The organism is Microcoleus sp. T3_B1 (genome assembly GCF_036700445.1).
Taxonomy (GTDB): Bacteria; Cyanobacteriota; Cyanobacteriia; order Cyanobacteriales; family Microcoleaceae; genus Microcoleus.
In genome coordinates, this window is the sequence record NZ_JAUBOX010000039.1 from 47,122 (window position 1) to 67,470 (window position 20,349).

Annotated in this window: 14 protein-coding genes, 1 tRNA gene and 1 CRISPR repeat array; of the genes, 9 read left to right on the forward strand and 6 right to left on the reverse strand. The window is 45.6% G+C overall.

Annotated elements, in window-relative coordinates; translation table 11 throughout:
• Positions 1 to 2: 2 nt before the first annotated feature.
• Together QT990_RS20575 and QT990_RS20580 are read right to left on the reverse strand one after the other, a co-directional pair.
• Positions 3 to 638, reverse strand: a complete 636-nt coding sequence (locus tag QT990_RS20575) for a type IV pilin-like G/H family protein (RefSeq protein ID WP_333141959.1) — start codon at positions 636 to 638, stop codon at positions 3 to 5.
• Positions 639 to 1,263: 625 nt separating this feature from the next.
• Positions 1,264 to 3,015 carry an AAA-like domain-containing protein gene (locus QT990_RS20580; RefSeq protein WP_333465688.1) on the reverse strand — a complete coding sequence of 584 codons (1,752 nt, stop codon included), beginning with the start codon at positions 3,013 to 3,015 and terminating at the stop codon, positions 1,264 to 1,266.
• Positions 3,016 to 3,190: 175 nt separating this feature from the next.
• Between QT990_RS20580 and QT990_RS20585 the strand changes: the two genes are divergently transcribed.
• The 8 genes from QT990_RS20585 (at position 3,191) to QT990_RS20620 (ending at position 11,666) form a co-directional block, all read left to right on the forward strand.
• Entirely contained in the window at positions 3,191 to 3,736 is a 546-nt protein-coding gene (locus QT990_RS20585; RefSeq protein WP_333141961.1) for an NfeD family protein, read from the forward strand.
• A 133-nt stretch (positions 3,737 to 3,869) separates the two neighbouring features.
• Entirely contained in the window at positions 3,870 to 4,430 is a 561-nt protein-coding gene (locus QT990_RS20590) for an SPFH domain-containing protein (protein ID WP_333108465.1), read from the forward strand.
• 116 nt (positions 4,431 to 4,546) lie between these two features.
• Positions 4,547 to 5,065 carry a type IV pilin-like G/H family protein gene (locus tag QT990_RS20595; protein ID WP_333465689.1) on the forward strand — a complete coding sequence of 173 codons (519 nt, stop codon included), beginning with the start codon at positions 4,547 to 4,549 and terminating at the stop codon, positions 5,063 to 5,065.
• 79 nt (positions 5,066 to 5,144) lie between these two features.
• Positions 5,145 to 5,660 (forward strand): type IV pilin-like G/H family protein, encoded by a 516-nt coding sequence (locus QT990_RS20600; protein ID WP_333465690.1) that lies wholly within the window; start codon positions 5,145 to 5,147, stop codon positions 5,658 to 5,660.
• Between the two features lie 107 nt (positions 5,661 to 5,767).
• Positions 5,768 to 6,310: a type IV pilin-like G/H family protein gene (locus tag QT990_RS20605; protein WP_333465691.1), complete on the forward strand. Its 543-nt coding sequence runs from the start codon at positions 5,768 to 5,770 to the stop codon at positions 6,308 to 6,310.
• 384 nt (positions 6,311 to 6,694) lie between these two features.
• Positions 6,695 to 7,219, forward strand: coding sequence for a type IV pilin-like G/H family protein (locus tag QT990_RS20610; protein ID WP_333465692.1), 525 nt, complete (start codon positions 6,695 to 6,697; stop codon positions 7,217 to 7,219).
• Positions 7,220 to 7,238: 19 nt separating this feature from the next.
• Positions 7,239 to 10,343: an AAA-like domain-containing protein gene (locus tag QT990_RS20615; RefSeq protein ID WP_333465693.1), complete on the forward strand. Its 3,105-nt coding sequence runs from the start codon at positions 7,239 to 7,241 to the stop codon at positions 10,341 to 10,343.
• A gap of 264 nt (positions 10,344 to 10,607) precedes the next feature.
• Positions 10,608 to 11,666 (forward strand): potassium channel protein, encoded by a 1,059-nt coding sequence (locus tag QT990_RS20620; protein WP_333465694.1) that lies wholly within the window; start codon positions 10,608 to 10,610, stop codon positions 11,664 to 11,666.
• 525 nt (positions 11,667 to 12,191) lie between these two features.
• Here the strand turns inward: QT990_RS20620 and QT990_RS20625 are convergent.
• Together QT990_RS20625 and pyk are read right to left on the reverse strand one after the other, a co-directional pair.
• Positions 12,192 to 12,263 (reverse strand) — tRNA-Thr (locus tag QT990_RS20625).
• Between the two features lie 94 nt (positions 12,264 to 12,357).
• Positions 12,358 to 14,145 (reverse strand): pyruvate kinase, encoded by a 1,788-nt coding sequence (gene pyk, locus QT990_RS20630; protein WP_333141969.1) that lies wholly within the window; start codon positions 14,143 to 14,145, stop codon positions 12,358 to 12,360.
• 432 nt (positions 14,146 to 14,577) lie between these two features.
• On the opposite strand from pyk, the gene crtR reads away from it, so the two are divergent.
• Positions 14,578 to 15,468, forward strand: coding sequence for a beta-carotene hydroxylase (crtR, locus tag QT990_RS20635; protein ID WP_333141970.1), 891 nt, complete (start codon positions 14,578 to 14,580; stop codon positions 15,466 to 15,468).
• A 731-nt stretch (positions 15,469 to 16,199) separates the two neighbouring features.
• Positions 16,200 to 18,841: direct repeats of the CRISPR family, unit length 36 nt; unit sequence GTTTCAATCCCCTCGCGGGGAAGTGGTAAAGGAGAC.
• A gap of 511 nt (positions 18,842 to 19,352) precedes the next feature.
• Here crtR and QT990_RS20640 read toward each other — a convergent pair.
• Together QT990_RS20640 and QT990_RS20645 are read right to left on the reverse strand one after the other, a co-directional pair.
• Positions 19,353 to 19,700, reverse strand: a complete 348-nt coding sequence (locus tag QT990_RS20640; RefSeq protein WP_333141971.1) for a type II toxin-antitoxin system PemK/MazF family toxin — start codon at positions 19,698 to 19,700, stop codon at positions 19,353 to 19,355.
• The gene (locus tag QT990_RS20645; RefSeq protein ID WP_333141972.1) at positions 19,687 to 20,076 is read right to left on the reverse strand and encodes a DUF433 domain-containing protein; all 390 of its coding nucleotides are present in this window, start codon (positions 20,074 to 20,076) and stop codon (positions 19,687 to 19,689) included. Before QT990_RS20645 ends, QT990_RS20640 begins: the two co-directional genes overlap by 14 nt.
• Positions 20,077 to 20,349: the final 273 nt, after the last annotated feature.

Consider the following 20,349-nt stretch of genomic DNA (forward strand, 5'->3'; position numbering starts at 1 on the left):
ATTTACTTAAGCACGTCGCTACTACCAGCAGCGCAGACAGGATTACCATTCTGAAGGATAGGAGCAGACGGTTGGGTATTTCCAGGAGAATTTGCTCCACACAGAATGGAGACAGTAGTCTTCCCTTTGTTAGCTGCTTGGGAAACAGGTACTAAAAAGACAGCCCCGACATAGCTACGAAGATTATTGCTGCGGGCTACACCATAACTAAACGCAGCATTTTTGGTAGATATGGTTGAATAGTTATAGTTTGTTGTCTGAGTTTTAATGCCGAGGCCTAGGGCATTAACGGAATTGGAAAATGCGCCATCCTCGACGTATATTGCTTGTTGACCTTTGTTCATTGAGCTAACATATTGTTTACCTTCTGATTGCTTCGCCTTGCCACCACAACCGACAAAAGAAGGGAGGGCGATCGCACCAACTATTATGCTGCCCAGAGGAAAGTAAATAAAAGTGATCCTCAGTAAGATTCCTACCCATGATTTACGTTTTTTGTCAGGGAGAATATTTTTTTCTGAATATTCCGCTTTTTTATCGAGTGCATCGAGTTGAGGGTTTGTCTTAAGCTGCATGGTTGTTCTCGATACTGCTTGTTTGTTGAGTGCATCGAGTTGAGGATTTTTTTTAAGCTGCATGGTAGTTGTCAAAATGTGTTAGCAGAGTAGTTTTCAAGTGATTGACATACTCCCCAGCGTAAACACATGGGGATTCTATAGCAATCCTAAATCATTCTCATAATTATTGTAGGGGCAATCCCCCCGTGGTTGCCCTATAGATAGGGGGTAGGCACGGGGAGTAGGGGTAGCACTACCCCTACAAATTTATCTGAATCATTTAGGATTGCTATAGAGTCAAACAGCGAGTGCAGGCGTAGCTTGTCTAATATCGCCTAATCGAACAGTCGATGCCAAGAAAAACAAGCAAGTTATTTTTAGCGTCGTTTTCATCCAGTCCATTGAGTGCGGTGGGGCTTGCAAACCTCACCTACTGCGCCTTGCTTCTACTCTATTTTTATTAAATCACGTGCCTATTTGAGAAGTTGAGTGAGTTCTCATCGACTTCTCATCGACTTTTCTGGGACTTACGCAACACACACCTGTGACAGAAACCGGGTTTCTGGCCAAGACTTGGCAATCAACCTGAGATTTTTCCTCAGAAACCCGGTTTCTCTGGAGTTATCCCAGGGTTAGAAACCGGGTTTCTGGCCAAGACTTGGCAATCAACCTGAGATTTTTCCTCAGAAACCCGGTTTCTCTGGGCTTATAGCCGATCGCCAAAATACTCCTGATACAACCGACATCTCGGAATGCAATGATTTCCATCCAATTTCACCAACCCCATACTATTTAACTTAAACCCCAATTCTGACCTCAATCTAACTGGCTGGGAAACACTAACAATTTCTCTCATCGCCTCCATTAATTCCGAATATTTCTCTAAATTCCATAAATGGCGCCGCAAATGATCGCTGTAAATTCCCGCTTCAGTTGCAGATTCTTTCACTAACCGATCTAAAGTCACATCTTGACGCGAAATATGATACATTCCTAGCCGCACTAAATAAGGATTTCCGCCCACTAACCCCATCAATTCTGCAACTTCATTCCCACTCCACTTCAAGCCGTGCCGTTTAGCCAAATCTTGCACTTGCTGCGAATTAAACTCAGGTAATTCAATCGGTAAACCCACATTAAAAGGAGATTTATTCACATCCAGCGGGATATAAACTTCTGTGGAATGCACCACAATCAAACGAAACTTTTTCCAAATATCTCGCCGTTTTGCTTCTTCGTGCAAAGCTCGCAATAAGCCAAAAAAATCATCAGCAATTTCCGGTGATTCAAACAGGCGATCGCTCTCATCCAAGCCTAACGTCAGAGGTTTTGAGGATTCAGACAGCAAATACTGTTCAAAATAAGCCTTGCAGCACTGATTGCTGCCAATCAAATCGGCTAATTCCCAACACTTGGGCAACTGCTCCAGCATTCCTAACTCTTGACCGATGCTAGCACAAAACCACTGCAAAAATGTATCTGAATTAGCGAATATTTTCCGATTTGCTAGCTGAAAACTGAGCGCTACCGTGCGAGAACCTTGCGCTTCTGCGTGATGCAAAATCCTCGCCATCAAGGAAGTTTTGCCCATTTGTCTGGGTGCTTTTATGCGGATCAGGGCTCCCGGTTGGGCGATCGTCTCGTAACAGCGGGATTCGATGGGAGGGCGATCGATATAAAAACAAGAAGTGAGTTCAACTTGTCCTCCCGGCAATTCTGGCGGCGCTGCTGGCAGGGGTTGAATTATTGACTGTTTGGTGCTAGTAATTACTTGCCATTCTACAGCCAATTCATGGTCGGCAGTTAACGATGTGCGACCTTCTTTGATAAGGGTTAAAATTTGTGATATTAACTTAAATGACTCGCCAACACCGCGCCACAGCCAGGGCTGAATCCCTGCTAGATAGCTTAGTAAATCAAAGGAAAGCGGTGTATTTAATTCAACTAAAATCGGTAAAATTGCGGGTTTATGAGCAGTTAGATTGTGCAATTCCTTGGCTAGCTGCACTTGTTCCAATATCATTTCGCTAGCGGCCGATTCTTCGGAAATCAGCAACAGCAAATAATCGCAACGCTTTAAATATGAGCCTGAGTCGCTGCTGTTGTTAATAAAAAAGACTTCGTGGCCTCCCGCACTCAAAGCTTGGTGTAACTGCTGGGAAAGGGTTTTGTGTGAGGTCGATCGGGCGATCGCCACTTTTGCCCTCACCAGCACTACCTCCTCTGGCTCTGAATTCGCCTCAAAATCGGCTATATCGCGCCATTCCTGCCCCAATCCGCGACAAATTTCGATGAAATTGGCATAATCCACAGGTTTGCCATTCAGAAAATGGCTGACAGTAGATTGGGCCATCCCTAAATCCTCAGCCAGGATTTTCTGACTGGGGAAGCCATTTCTCAGGAGACAGGATTTAACTGCGCGAATGCACTCTTCGCGCACCCTTAGCGATCGTGGCATTGCTTATCACAATCAAAACACTGAAACCATCATAAATGCCAACCGCCCCTAAAGTCGATGAAAAGTCGATGAAAAGTCGATGAATTTTCAAATAACTCAGTCGCCAACTCAAATAGCCACCTGATTAGATTAGAAATAACAAGGTTGAATCCCATCAAAACGAGGTAAAAGCATTGTGTATTCTATCCTAATTTGGTCGCTGGCCTCAGCCACTAATCAACCAGGTTTCGCCTTCACCCCGCCCCTATTCTGGTTGCTGCTCGGAGTTGTGCTTAGTGCGATGGAGCTATTAATCATCAAAACTCAGCCCCAAAAATACAGATTTTACCTGCTAATGATGGGAGCTTCGGCTGTAATTGAATCATTTATTTTGTGGAGAGGTTCGGTAGCATTTCAATTTAGTTGGGCGAACATAATGTATGAAGATTTTGACTGGCAAATCTTCTACTGGATGGGGATAGCTCTCGCGCTGAGCATCTGGATTAGACCAATTTTTATTGTTCGCAAAAAGTTTGTCATTCCCGAAGCAACGGAAGCGACAACAATCTCCGAAATTTTCCCCGGAGAAACCGGAATGGTGATTTATGAAGGGGCTTCGTGGAAAGCCCGCAATGAAGATTCCCAAGGGGCGATCGCACCCAGACAAAAAGTTTATGTTTTGCGCCGCGAAGGAAACACGCTGATTGTTGTACCTGACAGATTAATTCACATCAACAGCTAAATCTCAGCTCTTTTATGACTCGGCGATTGAAATCGCTTCTACACAAACAAAGTCCGCCTTCGCGGACTAAGAAATCACCATCAACTGTCAACTGTCAACTATCAACTGTCAACTATTTACCAGGAGATTCACTATGTATCACTATTTTTTGACGGTATTGCTTGCCATCACCGGAGTATCCTTAGCCAGCAGCGTAAAAATTGTCCGTCAAGGAGATGAGGCGTTAGTGGAAATTTTCGGAAAGTACGATCGAAAAAAACTCGAACCGGGTATAACCTTTTTGATTCCCTTTGTCGAGCAAGTCGCCTATAAACAAACTCTGCGCGAGCAAATTTTAAGGCTGTCACCGCAAGAATGCACAACGCGCGATCGGGTTGCCGTCACCGTTGATTTTATTGTGTACTGGCGAATCATTGACTTAGAAAAAGCGTCCTACAAGGTGCAGAATCTCAAGGAAGCGATGTTAAATATGCTGATTCTTTCAATTCGGACTCACCTTGCTAAATTATCTGTCGAGGAACTCTACACGGCTCGACATGAGATTAATAATGCTTTAGTGGAAGAGTTGGATACAACGACAGATCCTTGGGGGGTGAAGTTTACGAGGGTGGAATTGCGCGATTTTGCGATCGGCAGTAAAGTGATTCAGCCCACATCCATTGACCGGAAAGAAGTACAAAAGCTGCGAGCTTAGAGATTAGTATTTCCCCCTTTTCCTCGTTACCAGGCTCTGCCTGGTAACGCAGATCCAGAGGCTCTGCCTCGCCGACTTTAATTCGCATTGTATATACCATTTAAGGAGACAACACCATGACTAACAATCCAGAATCAATAGTTCGCAATGCAGCTTCTCGCGGTTGCGGATGCTTATTACTTATAGCCGGTATTGGAGTAATGAATGGGATAGCTCTGCCATTTTATCTCACTAATACCAATAGAAGCAAGCAGTCAGAAGCAAAACAGTATGTGAACTCAATGAACAAAGCTCAGCAAGCAGATTTTGCCGAAAAAAGTGTTTTTTCGCGTTCTGTTAATGCTTTGGAACTTGGGATAAAAACGGAGACAACAAATTACAAGTATTCAGTTCGCGCCACAAAGCAAACTGCCTTTAATTATGGAGTCTCCAAGCAACCACAACTTAAGAGTTATGTCGGCGGTGTCTTTCTAGTTCCTGTTAAAAAAGTTGAGCCTAATGCTGCTAAAGATGGAATAACAACAATATCCATATTCTGCCAAGCTGATTCTCCCGGTACAATTAAACCAGCGGAACCCACCTATGAAAATGGTAAACTTGCTTGTGGGCAAGGGACAATAGAGGTAACAAAATAGGGTTTGATTGAGACCGTAGCATGGTGGAGTTAGCCAATCACTGGATTTAAGGAAATGGTCAATTTAAGGATATAAAGTCATGACTAACAAGCAAGAATTAATAAAAAAAATAATCTGTGACGGTGGTAAAGTATTATTAATTTGTATGTTCATCGCATTAATTGATCTTCCATCAACTCTATCATATCTATCTCAGAGGAATAAAGCTAAGGAATCAGAAGCAAAAATGTATGTTGGCTCCATGAACCGCGCACAGCAAGCCCTACTTATAGAGAAAAGTGCTTTTGCCACTTCTGTTAATGCTTTGGGACTTGGGATAAAAACGGAGACAACAAATTACAAGTATTCAGTTCGCGCCACAAAGCAAACTGCTTTTAATTATGGAGTCTCCAAGCAACCACAACTTAAGAGTTATGTCGGCGGTGTCTTTCTAGTTCCTGTTAAAAAAGTTGAGCCAAATGCTGCTAAAGATGGAATAACAACAATATCCATATTCTGCCAAGCTGATTCTCCCGGTACAATTAAACCAGCGGAACCAACTTATCAAAATGGTGAAAGCCTTTGCGGTAAAGGCACAACACAAGTGACCCGATAATCTAACTATAGGCAAGATTATTCCTCGTCGTCACGCTCTGCCTCGCTGAATTTAATTGAGATTTTAAGGACTAAAAGTCTTACTACAAACAAAGAGGATAGCATAATATGAGTCAACCAAATTCTAAGTTAGCTAGTATTGCATATAAGGCTGGTAGATGCTTTTTAGGCCTTTTGATATTTGTGGGGATATTTTATGCTCATCTTTTTATGGTTTTTCGTCCCGATAAAAATGGCAGCACTACGAAACTACCCCGGCTTTATATTAGGTCAATGAACGAACATCAGAACGCATATTTTGCAAAACAAAGTGCTTTTGCAACTTCTTTAGATGCTTTAGGAAGTAGCTTGACAACAGAAACATCCAACCACAAATATTCAGTGGTGGCTACTAAAGAAGCAGCCTTTCTTTATGGAGTATCCAAGGGAAAAGAATTTAAAAGTTGTGTCGGCGGTGTCTTTGTAGTTGCTGTTAAAGAAATTGAGACATATACTGCTATAGATAAAGTAACGACAATATCTATAATCTGCGAAGCTGATTCTCCCGGTAGAATTAAACCAGCCGAACCAACTTATCAAAATGGTAAAATTGCTTGCGCTAAAGGCACAACAGAGTTTATGTCTAAACTATTTTTAGTAAACGCAAGATAATGCCGATCGCTTACCAGTATCAAATCGCCATTTAATTGAGCTTTCAAGGACTAAAGCTGTTACTACAAACAGAGAGGATAAAATACCATGACTCAACAATATTCTAAGCCAGTTAGCATTGCATATAATGGTTAACGCTTTTAAAAGCTCTACTGCTGGAGACTTCCGGGTTCCACCTCAAAATGTTGATAACAAGGCTCCTGCTAACCAAAAGACCAGTATAACTATCATCTGTGAAGCTGAAAAACGAGGGATTATTAAACCGCAGTTACCCAAGCTGGAAAAAGGCTACCCTATCTGCGGTAAGGGAACAAAGAAAGTCACTAAATAGGGACTTTAACCGGGAAACTTAGGTAAAACTACAAATAATGAGGATAGAATACCATGAGTCAAGAAAATTCTAAGTCAGATAGAAATTCACCTATTTATGCTGGCTGTGGATGTTTAGTGCTTTTGATATTGCTTTGGCCACTAACATTTTATGCTTTCGAGCTTCCATCATTCTTGAAGAGCGCCAATAAAGCAAAGCAAGCGGAAGCAAAACAGTATGTTAGCTCAATCAACCAAGCTCAGCAAGCGAACTTTTTAGACAGACGTAGTTTTTCCAATTCAGTTGAAGCACTGGGGATTGGTCTTAAAACTGAAACAAGAAACTACAAATATTCAATTCGCGCCACCAACCAAGCAGTATTTAATTATGGAATCTCCAAGCAAGAACTTAAAAGTTATATCGGCGGTGTCTTTGTAGTTCCTGGTAAAAAAGTCGATGCCAAAGTTGCTAAGAATGAAATGACAACAGCATCCATCTTGTGCCAATCAGATTCTCCCGGTACAATTGAACCAGCGGAACCAACTTATCAAAATGGCAAGCTTATTTGCGGTCAAGGCACAACACAAGTGCCCCAATAATCTAATTAAAGGCAATATAATGACAGTGGATTACCAATATCAAATCGGCGGCAGTCTCCCGCAAAATGCACCTACTTATGTAGTGCGACAAGCTGACTCAGAACTTTATCAAGCCCTGAAAGCTGGAGAGTTTTGTTACGTGCTCAATTCCCGACAAATGGGCAAATCCAGTTTGCTGGTGCGAACTGTACAAAAGCTCTCGGCTGATGGCATTGCCTGTGCTACGATCGACCTTTCGGACATTGGAAACCAGCAAGTCTCTCTAGATAAGTGGTACGGCGGCGTCGCTTACAAACTCTTGTGCAGCTTCAACCTGTTTAACCCCGTCGAGTTTATGGCTTGGTGGCGGGAGAGAGAGTTGATGTCGCCGGTGCAGCGCTTAGGAGAGTTAATTGAAGAATTGCTGCTGGTCAAAATTTCTCAAAACCTGGTCATTTTTATTGATGAAATTGATAGCGTCCTGAGTTTCCAAGAACCGCTAGACGATTTTTTTGCATTAATTAGATGTTGCTACAATAAACGCGCTCACAATTCAGAATACCAGCGCATTACATTTGCTTTGCTGGGAGTAGCTACGCCATCGGATTTAATTAGCGATGCAACTCGCACGCCCTTTAATATCGGCTTACCTATTGAATTGCACGGTTTTAACTTACAAGAAGCTCTGCCTTTAGCAAAGGGATTTGAGGGAAAAGTAGAGAATCCTCAAGAGGTTTTAAAAGAGATTTTGGACTGGACTGGAGGGCAGCCATTTCTGACTCAAAAGCTTTGCAAGCTGATTTTGCACCATGTAAAAAGCTTAGCGTCCGCTTCTATTATATCAGATTCAACGGATGAAAGCAAAACTGAAAATTTTACTCCAAATCAATTATTAATTAGCGAGATAGTGCAATCTCATATTATTGATAATTGGGAATCATCCGATGAACCGGTACACATCAAAACAATTCGCGATCGCCTTCTCAGAAGTCCGCACCGCGCCAGTAGGTTATTAGGACTATATCAAAAAATATTGCCACCCTGCGATCCCCCCCAACCCCCCTTAATAAGGGGGGCTGTTTCATTCTCTTGTAGGGGCAATCCCCCCGTGGTTGCCCCGATATCTGAAACCCCGACCCGCTCGTCTATGGGCTGGGCGGGCACGGGGGCACCGCCCCTACAAAACCCTGGTTTTTCTGAGAATGAAACAGCTCTGCCCTTAATAAGGGGGGAGAAAATGCCAGAATTACCCTTGTTAAGGGGGGCAGGGGGGATCTGCGCCGATGATACTCCCGAACAAACCGAACAGCAACTGAGTGGAAATCAGCAACCTTCAGAACCCCCCGATTGTAGGGGCGGTGCCCCCGTGCCCGCCCTGGTAGGGGGAATCTGGGCCGATGATACTCCCGAACAAACAGAATTGCGACTGAGCGGATTAGTAGTAAAACGAGCCGGGAAATTAACCGTATCCAACCGCATTTACGCAGCTATATTCAGCCATAACTGGGTAGAAAAAGCACTTGGCGACTTGCGCCCCTATGCTGAATCCCTAACAGCATGGATAGCTACAAATTGTCAAGACGAATCTCGCTTGTTGCGCGGTCAAGCACTGGAAGATGCCCGACAGTGGGCGGCAAATAAAAGCTTGAACACCCAAGATTATCAATTTTTAGGTGCAAGTCAAGAAGCGGAATTTGCCAAATTGCGCGATCGCGAAAAACAAACTCAAGCTGAAATTGAACAACTGCGCCGCGAAAAAAAGTTACTAGAGGAACTAAGCGAGGCACAAAAGCAGAAAAAAGTGATTGCAGCTAAACTTTGGCGCGAGCAACAACTGAGAGTGCAAACAGTTACAGGAGCCGCAGTCATATTAATATCAATCCTGATAGTAAATTTTTGGGTAAAACCGTCCATCGAAGAAAGAAACCACAAAATTCTCACTCTCAGTTTGCTATCAGAAACGCTATTTGCTGCGGATAAAAAAGACGAAGCTCTGCTAGAAAGCATCAGAGCTGTTACAGAAATGAAACGATCGCTCGGAGTGAGTTCAGATATTCAGATGCGAGTGGCGATCGCCCTCGAACAGGCAGTTTACAACTTTCGGGAACGCCGCCGCTTGCAGACTCAAGCCAGTACCCTTGCTTTCGCGAGTTTCAGTCCCGACAGTCAAACAATTGTGACTGCTACCGATGATAATTATATCAAACTTTGGCAAAATAATGGAACTTTGCAAGCAACATTGACCGGGCATACTGATAAAATTATCAGGGCAATTTTCAGTCCTAGCGGTCAGATAATTGTCTCTGCAAGCGACGACCAAACTCTCAAAATTTGGCAAAGAGATGGCAAATTGATTCATGATTTAAAAGGACACCGCAGTCAAATAACAAGCGTTTCTTTTAGTCCAGATGGTAAAATCATTGCTTCAGCAAGTGCCGATGGAACAGTTAAACTCTGGAAAATAAACGGTGAAAAATTGTTAAGTTTAAAAGTGGAGCGAGGTTGGATAACCAGCACGAGTTTTAGCCCAGACGGCCAGATAATTGCTGCGGCTGCTACTGATGGCACTGTTAAACTTTGGAGTTTGAGAAAGATTGTGGAAAAGTTGCAAAAACAGCAGTCAATTGAAGCAAGCACCGATATCAAATTGCTCAGAACTTTACAGATTGAAAGTGATAAAATAATGAGTGTAGCTTTCAGTCCAGACGGAGCAATGCTGGCGACTGCAAGTGCTGGGGGAACTGCGAGAATTTGGAGCAAAGACGGCACACCGCTAAGTATTTTCAAGCATACAAGTGGAGTGACAAATATCAGCTTTAGTCCCGACAGTCAAATGTTGCTATCTGCAAGCACAGACAAAATGGTGAGGCTGTGGAACATTGACGGTACATTGCTCAAAACTTTAAAAGGTAATAAGGATGCTGTTTGGAGTGCGAGTTTTAGTCCAGACGGCAAAGCGATCGCTACTGCTAGTGCTGACGGTACGGTGATGCTGTGGAATTTTAATCTTGACGATTTGTTGCTGCAGGGTTGCGATGGAGCCCGCAATTATTTTCAGACAAATCCGATCGCAAATCCAAACAATCGCCACCTCTGCGATGGGATTGGAACTCAGTCGGAACTCACGCAAAAAAAACCTGGTTAAAATTCAAAATCTTAAGTTTTGCAGCAAAGTATCTAGGCAGAAACTGGCTTTTTGACCAAGATTTTCTTGATGGTACAAGCCCCCAGATTTATCCGTGGAATCAATCCAAAATCGAAAATCGAAAATCCTCAAGCCCCCGCATTTATCCGTGGGGCCAATCTAAAATCTAAAATCTAAAATCTAAAATCGATTGATCGCCCCTGCGTCTAGGGCTGATATCGTTAAAATTGGTAGCAGGTAATAGGTAATAGGTCAGCCCGATCGGTGTATTCAACTTTAGAACAAAAGTACCAGCGCCTGCAAAAAGACTTAAGAAACGGAGTCCTCGCCCTTGGCGGCATTTTTTGCACGGGTACTCTCTGGTATTGGCAAGTGGAAAGATGGTCTTTGCTAGATGCCGCTTACATGACAGTAATTACCTTAGCAACTGTCGGCTACGGTGAACTTCAGCCCCTCGGTCAACGCGGGCGAATGTTTACCATATGGCTGATTTTGATGGGCGTGATTGTGATTGGTTTCATCGTCAACCGCTTTACAGAAGCGCTGATTGAAGGATATTTTCAAGAAGGAGCAAGAATTAGGCAGCAGCGACGATTGGTAGATTCTTTGATCGGGCATTACATTCTCTGCGGTTTTGGGCGCACTGGCCGCCAAATTGCCTTGGAATTTCAGGCCGAATATATCTCTTTTGTGGTGATAGATTCGGCGGTGCAGTCGGTTGAGGCAGCTTTGGCGCTGGGGTACACGGCTGTCCAAGGAGACGCGACTTTGGACGAAATTTTGCTGAGTGTGGGGATCGATCGCGCAATTTGCATAGTAGCAGCTTTGCCTTCGGATGCCGAGAATTTATACACTGTCATGTCAGCGAAAACTCTGAATCCGAAGGTACGGGCGATCGCCCGCGCCACCACAGAAGAAGCGGTAAAGAAGTTGCAGCGGGGCGGCGCCGATGCCGTCGTATCCCCCTACATTACCGGGGGAAAACGCATGGCTGCGGCGGCTTTGCGGCCTCAAGTTATGGATTTTTTAGACGGTGTTTTGACGGGCACCGAGAGTTCTTTTTACATGGAAGAATTTTTGGTCGATCCCAATACTTGTGTCTACGTCGGGCAAACTTTGAGAAATGCCAAGTTGCGATCGCAATCGGGGGCCTTGGTTTTAGCGGTGCGGCGCGCTGGCGGGACTTTGATTGTCGGGCCTACTGGAGAAACTGCGATCGAAGGAGGAGATACGCTGATTTGTTTGGGTACTGCGGAACAACTGCGAACTCTCAATCAAATCCTCAGTCCCCTGAGTTTTCGCCTCCCCCGGCCCCCGAACTAATACGATGTCAGGTTTCTAGTCAGGAATGCAAGTCCTCTGTTGACAGTTAACTGTTAACTGTTGACTGTTAACTGTTGACTGTTGACTGTTGACTGTTGACTGTTGACTGTTGACTGTTGACTGTAGAAGGAGGGGTCGAAAAACTGAATTGTTGAGTGTTAAATGTTGGCTCGATTTTATTATTCCAATGCAACCGGAAACGATAGGATATCAAATCCGTTGGCATCGTCCTGTATTCATCTCTCTCTTCCCTTTCTCTGTATCCTCTGTGTCAAGAGCGGTTTCACCATTCCGATACAACCGGAATTGATATGACAACTGACTGTTTGGACATTTGAACAATACCGATGCAACCGGAAACGATATGATTAAAAAAATTCAAAATCTCCACCACACAAGGATTTAGGGCAAATAAAAATGCTCTCGGCTACTTTGCCCAGAGCATTTTTGAGCAGTTAAACTGCGTTTTGCTACAGATTTGCCACAATCATAGACATGTCATAGACAAAAATCGCTGAAACCCAAAGCCGATGGTGGGATTTGAACCCACGACCGTTCGATTACGAATCGAATACTCTACCCCTGAGCTACATCGGCACAGACAATTTTGAATTATAGCACAACTATAGCGATAAAAGCAAGGAGTTGTAGAATTTAATTCAAAATTCCACAACTCCTAGCTCACCAACAGTTAAACGGTCACTTCCGTGTCAGTTGAGCCGCCTCTGGCCCCGGAATAAACTAAACCCCGCTGCATATCCAGCGTCAGCATAGTTCCGTCCCGAATTACGCGCGTGGCATTCTTTACGCCCACCATCACCGGCACGCCCAAGCGCAAACCGATAATCGCGGCGTGAGAAGTCAAACTGTCCTCCTCCGTCACCACACCTGCGGCTTTCCGAATCATCTCCACAAAAGCGACGCTTGTGTGTTCCACTACCAAAATTTCTCCAGGGTGGAAATTGCCTACATCCGCAGCAGTGCGAGCAACCCTGGCTAGGCCACTCACCGATCCCAAACCGACACCGGTGCCTTTGCCTAAAACTGCTGTCACTACTTCAACTTTGATCAAATCCGTCGATCCGGCAACTCCTTGCAGAGTACCGGCGGTCATCACCACTAAATCTCCGTCGGACACTAACTCTTTTTCCTGGGCGACTGTCATGGCAGAGTGAAATGTCTGGCCTGTCGAGGGTAAATCCAGCACCAGCAAGGGTTTTACTCCCCATACTAATTGCAGTTGTCGGGCTACGTCTACGTGAGGAGTAACTGCCAAAATCGGAGTTTTCGGTCGGAACTTCGAGACATTGCGGGCTGTGGCGCCGGTTTTGGTCAGCGTCATGATGGCCGCGGCGTTCAACTGTTCGGAGATTTGGCTGACTGCTTGGCTGATACCGTTGGGGATCGATCGACCAATATCTTCTACATTCCTAATATTCCGCTTTATTCCTTCCCTCTCCATCCGCACCGCAATTCTCGCCATCGTCGCCACCGCTTCGACGGGGAACTTGCCGACAGCAGTTTCATTCGAGAGCATGACTGCATCAGTTCCATCGAGAATCGCGTTGGCCACGTCGGAAATCTCGGCGCGGGTGGGACGGGGATTGTTGACCATGCTGTCGAGCATCTGGGTAGCGGTAATTACCGGAATACCCAGGCGGTTGGAGGTAGCAATCAGGCGCTTTTGCAAAATCGGCACGTCTTCGGCGGGTAGTTCCACTCCCAAATCGCCACGGGCGACCATCACGCCGTTGCAAAGGGTGAGAATTTCCTCCATTTGTTCGATCGCCTCGTGCTTTTCGATCTTAGCAATCACCGGTACTTGCTTGCCCGCACTGGCAATGAGCTCTTTAATTTCGAGCACATCTTGGGGATTCCGCACAAAGCTCAGGGCCACCCAATCGACACCTTGGTCGAGGCCGAACATTAAATCTTTGCGGTCTTTATCAGTCAGCGCTTTAATTGACAGGTAAACTCCCGGAAAATTCACGCCTTTGTTGTTGGAAAGCGGCCCGCCGACTACGACGCGACAGTACAATTCCCGCGCCGCGCGGTCTACTTTTTCCACCAGCATTTCCACTTTCCCGTCGTCAAGCAGAATCACTGAGCCCTCTGGAACTTCGTCTGCTAGGGGGTCGTAGGTGACGGAAGAAATGAGCTCTGTGCCGGGAACTTGGCGGCTGGTGAGAATGAAAGGATCGCCGTTTTTGACAACTATAGAGCCTGTCTCAAAGCGCCCTAAACGAATTTTCGGGCCTTGGAGGTCTTGGAGGATGGCTACCGGCTGGTTGAGTTCAAAGGATGTTTGCCGGATTAAGCGAATGCTGCGCTGGTGGTCTTCTTCTGTTCCGTGGGAAAAGTTGAGTCGCAAAGTTGTGGCACCGGCTTCTATAAGCTGGCGCAGCACTTGTGGGTCCGAAGTTGCTGGGCCAATGGTGGCGACGATTTTAGTCCGGCGTAGGGCTTTTGGCAATTGCATCAGCGGTGTTCTGGGGAGGCAGGTGGATTTCTTGTTTAAATTTCGGCTAACGTTTCATCTTTGCACTACAAGCAATGACGCTAGTCTCAAGTCTTAAAAATTTTGATAGTCGTCAAAAAAGCAGGTATTGAACAATATATAGAATATCTGACTTTTTACCGATCGGTAATCTTTTCTGTTCGATCGGCTTTTCTTCAAAATAACTTTAGATTTAGGCCTTGACAAATATACAGATATACCCATTCATTTTTGTTGGTTTCCCAAGAGCGTTGTGCGAATGTAACATCGGTAAGCTTGCCAAGCAACAAACTCTGATTTATATGCAGACGACGGGCGATCGAGATTAGATACAGTTATTTCACAAAAGTTTACTATTTAGAGGCTTGTATCTTATACTACGCAAGTGTGAAATATTATGGAGTGCTAACAAAGATGTCGGAGGCAGGACGGCCGCTGACAGTGCCGAAAGAGTTTCTGAGTCCTCCCGGTGACTTCAATCCGACACTGCTGCTGTTTTTGAGTGCAGTAGCGATTATCGTGATTTCTAACTTGGGTTTCTGGTGTTGGGGGTGGCCGCAGTGGTGCTGTTTTTCACTGAACGTGCTGGCGTTGCACATGGCCGGAACTGTGATTCACGATGCGTCTCATAATGCAGCCCATCGCGATCGCACGATCAATGCTATTTTGGGACACGGTAGCGCGCTGATGTTGGGTTTTGCTTTCCCGGTGTTTACGCGGGTACATATGCAGCATCACGCCCACGTTAATGACCCAGATAACGATCCAGACCATTATGTTTCGACCGGCGGGCCTTTGTGGTTGATTGCTGCGAGGTTTTTTTACCACGAGATTTTCTTTTTTAAGCGCAAACTGTGGCGGAAATACGAATTATTGGAATGGTTTCTCAGCCGTTTGTTTGTGATTGCGATCGTGTATATCTCGATTCAATACGGCCATTTAGATTACGTCCTGAATTTTTGGTTTTCTCCGGCTTTGGTGGTGGGGTTGGCGTTGGGGTTATTTTTTGATTATTTGCCGCACCGTCCGTTTCACGATCGCGATCGTTGGAAAAATGCCAGAGTATATCCTAGTCCTATTCTAAATATCTTGATTTTGGGGCAGAATTATCATCTGATCCATCACTTGTGGCCTTCTATTCCTTGGTACAATTACAAGCCTGCTTATGAAGCTGTGAAGCCGCTGTTGGATGAGAAAGGTTCCCCTCAAAGTTTGGGAATATTGGAAGGGAAAAAGGACTTTTGGAGTTTTATATATGACATCTTTTTAGGGATTAGGCTGCATCACAAGAAAGCGTCTGATTGACAAAAAACCCGGTTTCTTTGAGAGGCCGGGTTTTTTTTGTATGGCAGAAGGAAGAAGGCAAATGCAATTGGGGGTAATGGTTTGAGTAGGGAAACGGCACTGCCTTTGGTGGTGTCAACTTCAGCTTTTAGTCCGCGAGTCCTCCCACCCGACACTCCGCCAGTCCGCCAGGGAATGAATTCCCTGTCTCATAGCTAAAGTCCTCTCGAAGAGGACTGAAGAACTCATTAGTCCTCTGAAGCGAGGACTTTCACTTTGAGGCAGGGGTTTCAACCCCTGACGGACTATCGGTTTTACCTTAAGTTGACACCACCAAAGGCGCTGCCGCCACTCCTCCCACCCGGCACTCCGCCAGGGAATGAATTCCCTGTCTCATAGCTAAAGTCCTCTCAAAGAGGACTGAAGAACTCATTAGTCCTCTGAAGCGAGGACTTTCACTTTGAGGCTCTTGTTGAAACCCCTGACGGACTATGGGCTTTACCTTAAGTTGACACGACGAAAGGTACTGGCGTCTCCTGACTGTGGGTAAGATTAATTCCCCTGCCACGGGATTTGATATCAATCCCCTCTTGGGGAAGTGGTAAAGAAGCTAAGTAGGGGCCGGTGAAACCGGGTTTTTTTACGAAAATATGTGGTTGTAGTCCACAGATTCCGTAAAAAACCCGGTTTCTTTCGTCGGAGTGCATAAATTCTGGCGTTGCAAAGAAATGGAAAAATTTCCAGCAGATGTAGTTTCAATCCCCTCGCGGGGAAGTGGTAAAGGAGACCTCAACGGAGGTTTAGGCAACGACGTTTTCATTTTTGTTTCAATCCCCTCGCGGGGAAGTGGTAAAGGAGACTGAGTTATTTAAAGGTCAAGATTTGGTTTATAAGGGTTTCAATCCCCTCGCGGGGAAGTGGTAAAGGAGACCCCCAAGCTACTCCTTGGGGAGACCCCAGGAGTTTCAATCCCCTCGCGGGGAAGTGGTAAAGGAGACATTGACCCTCTAAAAGGAGAGCCGATTTCTTCTACTGTTTCAATCCCCTCGCGGGGAAGTGGTAAAGGAGACTTCTCCAAAAACACGAAATAAATGGAAAGCATGAAAGAAGTTTCAATCCCCTCGCGGGGAAGTGGTAAAGGAGACCAGCAAGAGAAAAAGAAACGGTTGAAACTAGAGGGTGCTACAGTTTCAATCCCCTCGCGGGGAAGTGGTAAAGGAGACCACAAAATACTGGACCACTACCTCTTTGGGGCAAAAACGTTTCAATCCCCTCGCGGGGAAGTGGTAAAGGAGACAAAAATATTGGGCTACAGGCTCGGACTACAAAAGTTTCAATCCCCTCGCGGGGAAGTGGTAAAGGAGACCAAGGTTAAGAATGCAGCAATGGAAACAGCGGAAACGAAAGTTTCAATCCCCTCGCGGGGAAGTGGTAAAGGAGACAAAATGTTGTAGTAGCTCAACACCCAACATTATCAGAAAGTTTCAATCCCCTCGCGGGGAAGTGGTAAAGGAGACAGTTTTATAATCTAGAGTTTGCCGAGATAGCTCTAGGTTTCAATCCCCTCGCGGGGAAGTGGTAAAGGAGACACACTTGTGGAAGCTTTCAACTCTCCAGACAAAAAGTTTCAATCCCCTCGCGGGGAAGTGGTAAAGGAGACATCCTATGGCATAGCACAACCTACCTGCGATCGTTGCGGGTGGTTTCAATCCCCTCGCGGGGAAGTGGTAAAGGAGACTGGTCGTTTCGGCAGGGTAGATGAAGTGATACCCATAAAGTTTCAATCCCCTCGCGGGGAAGTGGTAAAGGAGACCCCTGAAAATTTGGTGAGTGCTGAAGAAGTTTCAATCCCCTCGCGGGGAAGTGGTAAAGGAGACCTCAGCGAAAAGTAGTTCCAACTACTGCACAGCTCAAGTTTCAATCCCCTCGCGGGGAAGTGGTAAAGGAGACCACTGGTGTAAGTTTGTTGTATCTCGACCCCAACGTTTCAATCCCCTCGCGGGGAAGTGGTAAAGGAGACAATTGCCCGCCCTGTGAAACCTACTAAACCTAAAGCAAAGAAGTTTCAATCCCCTCGCGGGGAAGTGGTAAAGGAGACCCAATTAACCGGTATTCAGATAACTCATATTGTGAATGTTTCAATCCCCTCGCGGGGAAGTGGTAAAGGAGACTCAAAACGAATATTTTCCTATAGTTTGGACAGAAAGTTTCAATCCCCTCGCGGGGAAGTGGTAAAGGAGACAATTGATTACGATGGCAAAGGCTTTTTAGAAAAACGTTTCAATCCCCTCGCGGGGAAGTGGTAAAGGAGACAAAAAGAGCTCTCTCGTATCTTGCAAATGCTACAGAAAGTTTCAATCCCCTCGCGGGGAAGTGGTAAAGGAGACCTTTGGAGTGTATCAAAACTGAGGCTTATCACGAAATGTTTCAATCCCCTCGCGGGGAAGTGGTAAAGGAGACATATGTGGCTAAGTGAGCTTCTTGGAGCTACTCGTTTGTTTCAATCCCCTCGCGGGGAAGTGGTAAAGGAGACTCTACGCATCAAGGGAGCCGTAAATAACGGAGAGTTTCAATCCCCTCGCGGGGAAGTGGTAAAGGAGACATTAGCAAGCGAGGGTATGGAGAAACCCCAGCAACAAAGTTTCAATCCCCTCGCGGGGAAGTGGTAAAGGAGACCGTGGTTGAAGGTAAGCTTGTGCTTACAGTCGTAGCGTTTCAATCCCCTCGCGGGGAAGTGGTAAAGGAGACTTGAGTAAATAGCAAGCTGTCCCATTAGAATAACCAACGTTTCAATCCCCTCGCGGGGAAGTGGTAAAGGAGACAAACAACTACAGAATTTTAACAGAAGAAGGAAAAAGTTTCAATCCCCTCGCGGGGAAGTGGTAAAGGAGACGGCAAACTGTACATTTCCATGGAAAGTGGAATTGAAGTTTCAATCCCCTCGCGGGGAAGTGGTAAAGGAGACCAACCCTCGTAGCTTCTGGTGCAGCAGCCAAAAGTTTCAATCCCCTCGCGGGGAAGTGGTAAAGGAGACTCTACCATAGGCGGAAGTTTGCCCCTGTTTGTGACCGTTTCAATCCCCTCGCGGGGAAGTGGTAAAGGAGACCAACCAACGTGAGGAAGATCGGAAAAGAATGAAAAGTTTCAATCCCCTCGCGGGGAAGTGGTAAAGGAGACTAGAATATACCAAATACAGGGATATTCCAGAGGGTTTCAATCCCCTCGCGGGGAAGTGGTAAAGGAGACCAAATCTAATAAAATCTTTGAGTAAATGGGTAATAACAGTGTTTCAATCCCCTCGCGGGGAAGTGGTAAAGGAGACAAACGGTTTTGAGTTTGGGTGGACTAGCTGTACAACGTTTCAATCCCCTCGCGGGGAAGTGGTAAAGGAGACTCTTCGGCCAGGGAGCCTTACCCAGAAAGGGTTTCAAGCCTCAAATCGACGCACCATATTTTACCTGTCAATAAGACCCTAAAACCTGCAATAAGCTCAATTGCTTGCAAGCCGTAACCCTTAGTATCAGAGTAATCGACGCACCCCAACGAAAAAATCAGGGTTTTGCCGATCGCCCGAGGTGCGTCGATTGCCGATCTGCGACACTGAAACTAGCCGCAGATCCAAAATAAAACTATGCAATTTTCAACGTTCTGGAGCGATCGAGCTTTGCAACTCGCAAAATCACCATACACCTTAACCTGCAACTTGTCAAGCCCTTGAGAGTAAAATCGGACGAGAACCTTTTTTGAATTGTCGGGGCGACAAAATCCCAGAAACCGGGTTTTTGCGGTTTTCGTCGGCTGTAAGGCATCTTCTGAGGAAAAAACCCGGTTTCTCAGAGTCCGTGAGTCTAGGAATGTTTGACTTTTTGAGTTGTCGGGGCGATCGACTTTCACAGGCGCCAAGTCTATTGATTAGATAAATCCAAGGCGATCGACAAAGCGCTATCCAATTGCACCACAGTAGACTCAGAAAGTGTCCCGCGTTTACGTAAAAGGCGACTTTTCGCCAAAGCGCGAACTTGCTCTCCAAGTGCTATTGAGTCTCGATCGAATCCTCCATCAGGAGCAATTATCAGTACCTGACTCCGATAAATGCGGCGTGGTGGGCGATAAGTGGTACAAGGAACCACAAGCACAACTTGACTCGACGCATTTATCGCATCGTTGCTAACAATAATCGCTGGGCGAGTCCCTCCTTGCTCTGAACCTTGAACAGGTTCAAAATCAGCATCATAAACTTCACCGCGTCTCATATTCAGACTCACCTATTAGCAATGCTTCCCAGTCGGCTGTCTCAAAATCTTGACAAATTGCCAAAGCTTCTGCTTGATATTCTAGATCGTTTGCCATTTCTGAAAACTCGGCATAAATCACTCGATCGGGCTTGAGACTTACTAACTGGTGAGGTTCGCTATTTCGCTCAATTATTTCAGCACCATAGGCAATACAAGCAAGAATATCCTCTCGCCCTATACTAGGATACTGCTGAATTATTTCCTCAATAGTCGAGCCACTAGCGAGGCCATCTAGAATCACAGAAACCCAGATTTGATGTCCCCGAATGCAGGGTTTACCAGAGCCGATATTGGGATCGATCGAGATTCGAGATAGTAAGTTTGTTCTATTCATAAAACATCCTCATTTAACCTGCAATTTGTCAACAAGAATGAGAGTCAAATCCGACGAGAGTCCTTTTTTGAGTTGTCGGGGCGATCGACAAAATCAAAGAAACCGGGTTTTTGCCGTTTTCCTCGGCTGTAACCAACTATTCGAGAAAAAACCCGGTTTCTGGGAGCCCGTGAGTCTATAGCGGTTCTCAAGCGTTGTGAGGTATGGGGGCTTTGTCCTATGCCCTATGCCCTATGCCCTATGCCCTATGCCCTATGCCCTATGCCCTATGCC

Coding starts and splice junctions, on each gene's coding strand:
- QT990_RS20575 (WP_333141959.1), bottom strand. CDS start 638: ATGCAGCTTAAAAAAAATCCTCAACTCGATGCACTCAACAAACAAGCA.
- QT990_RS20580 (WP_333465688.1), bottom strand. CDS start 3,015: ATGCCACGATCGCTAAGGGTGCGCGAAGAGTGCATTCGCGCAGTTAAA.
- QT990_RS20590 (WP_333108465.1), top strand. CDS start 3,870: ATGTATCACTATTTTTTGACGGTATTGCTTGCCATCACCGGAGTATCC.
- QT990_RS20595 (WP_333465689.1), top strand. CDS start 4,547: ATGACTAACAATCCAGAATCAATAGTTCGCAATGCAGCTTCTCGCGGT.
- QT990_RS20600 (WP_333465690.1), top strand. CDS start 5,145: ATGACTAACAAGCAAGAATTAATAAAAAAAATAATCTGTGACGGTGGT.
- QT990_RS20605 (WP_333465691.1), top strand. CDS start 5,768: ATGAGTCAACCAAATTCTAAGTTAGCTAGTATTGCATATAAGGCTGGT.
- QT990_RS20610 (WP_333465692.1), top strand. CDS start 6,695: ATGAGTCAAGAAAATTCTAAGTCAGATAGAAATTCACCTATTTATGCT.
- QT990_RS20615 (WP_333465693.1), top strand. CDS start 7,239: ATGACAGTGGATTACCAATATCAAATCGGCGGCAGTCTCCCGCAAAAT.
- pyk (WP_333141969.1), bottom strand. CDS start 14,145: ATGCAATTGCCAAAAGCCCTACGCCGGACTAAAATCGTCGCCACCATT.
- crtR (WP_333141970.1), top strand. CDS start 14,578: ATGTCGGAGGCAGGACGGCCGCTGACAGTGCCGAAAGAGTTTCTGAGT.
- QT990_RS20640 (WP_333141971.1), bottom strand. CDS start 19,700: ATGAGACGCGGTGAAGTTTATGATGCTGATTTTGAACCTGTTCAAGGT.
- QT990_RS20645 (WP_333141972.1), bottom strand. CDS start 20,076: ATGAATAGAACAAACTTACTATCTCGAATCTCGATCGATCCCAATATC.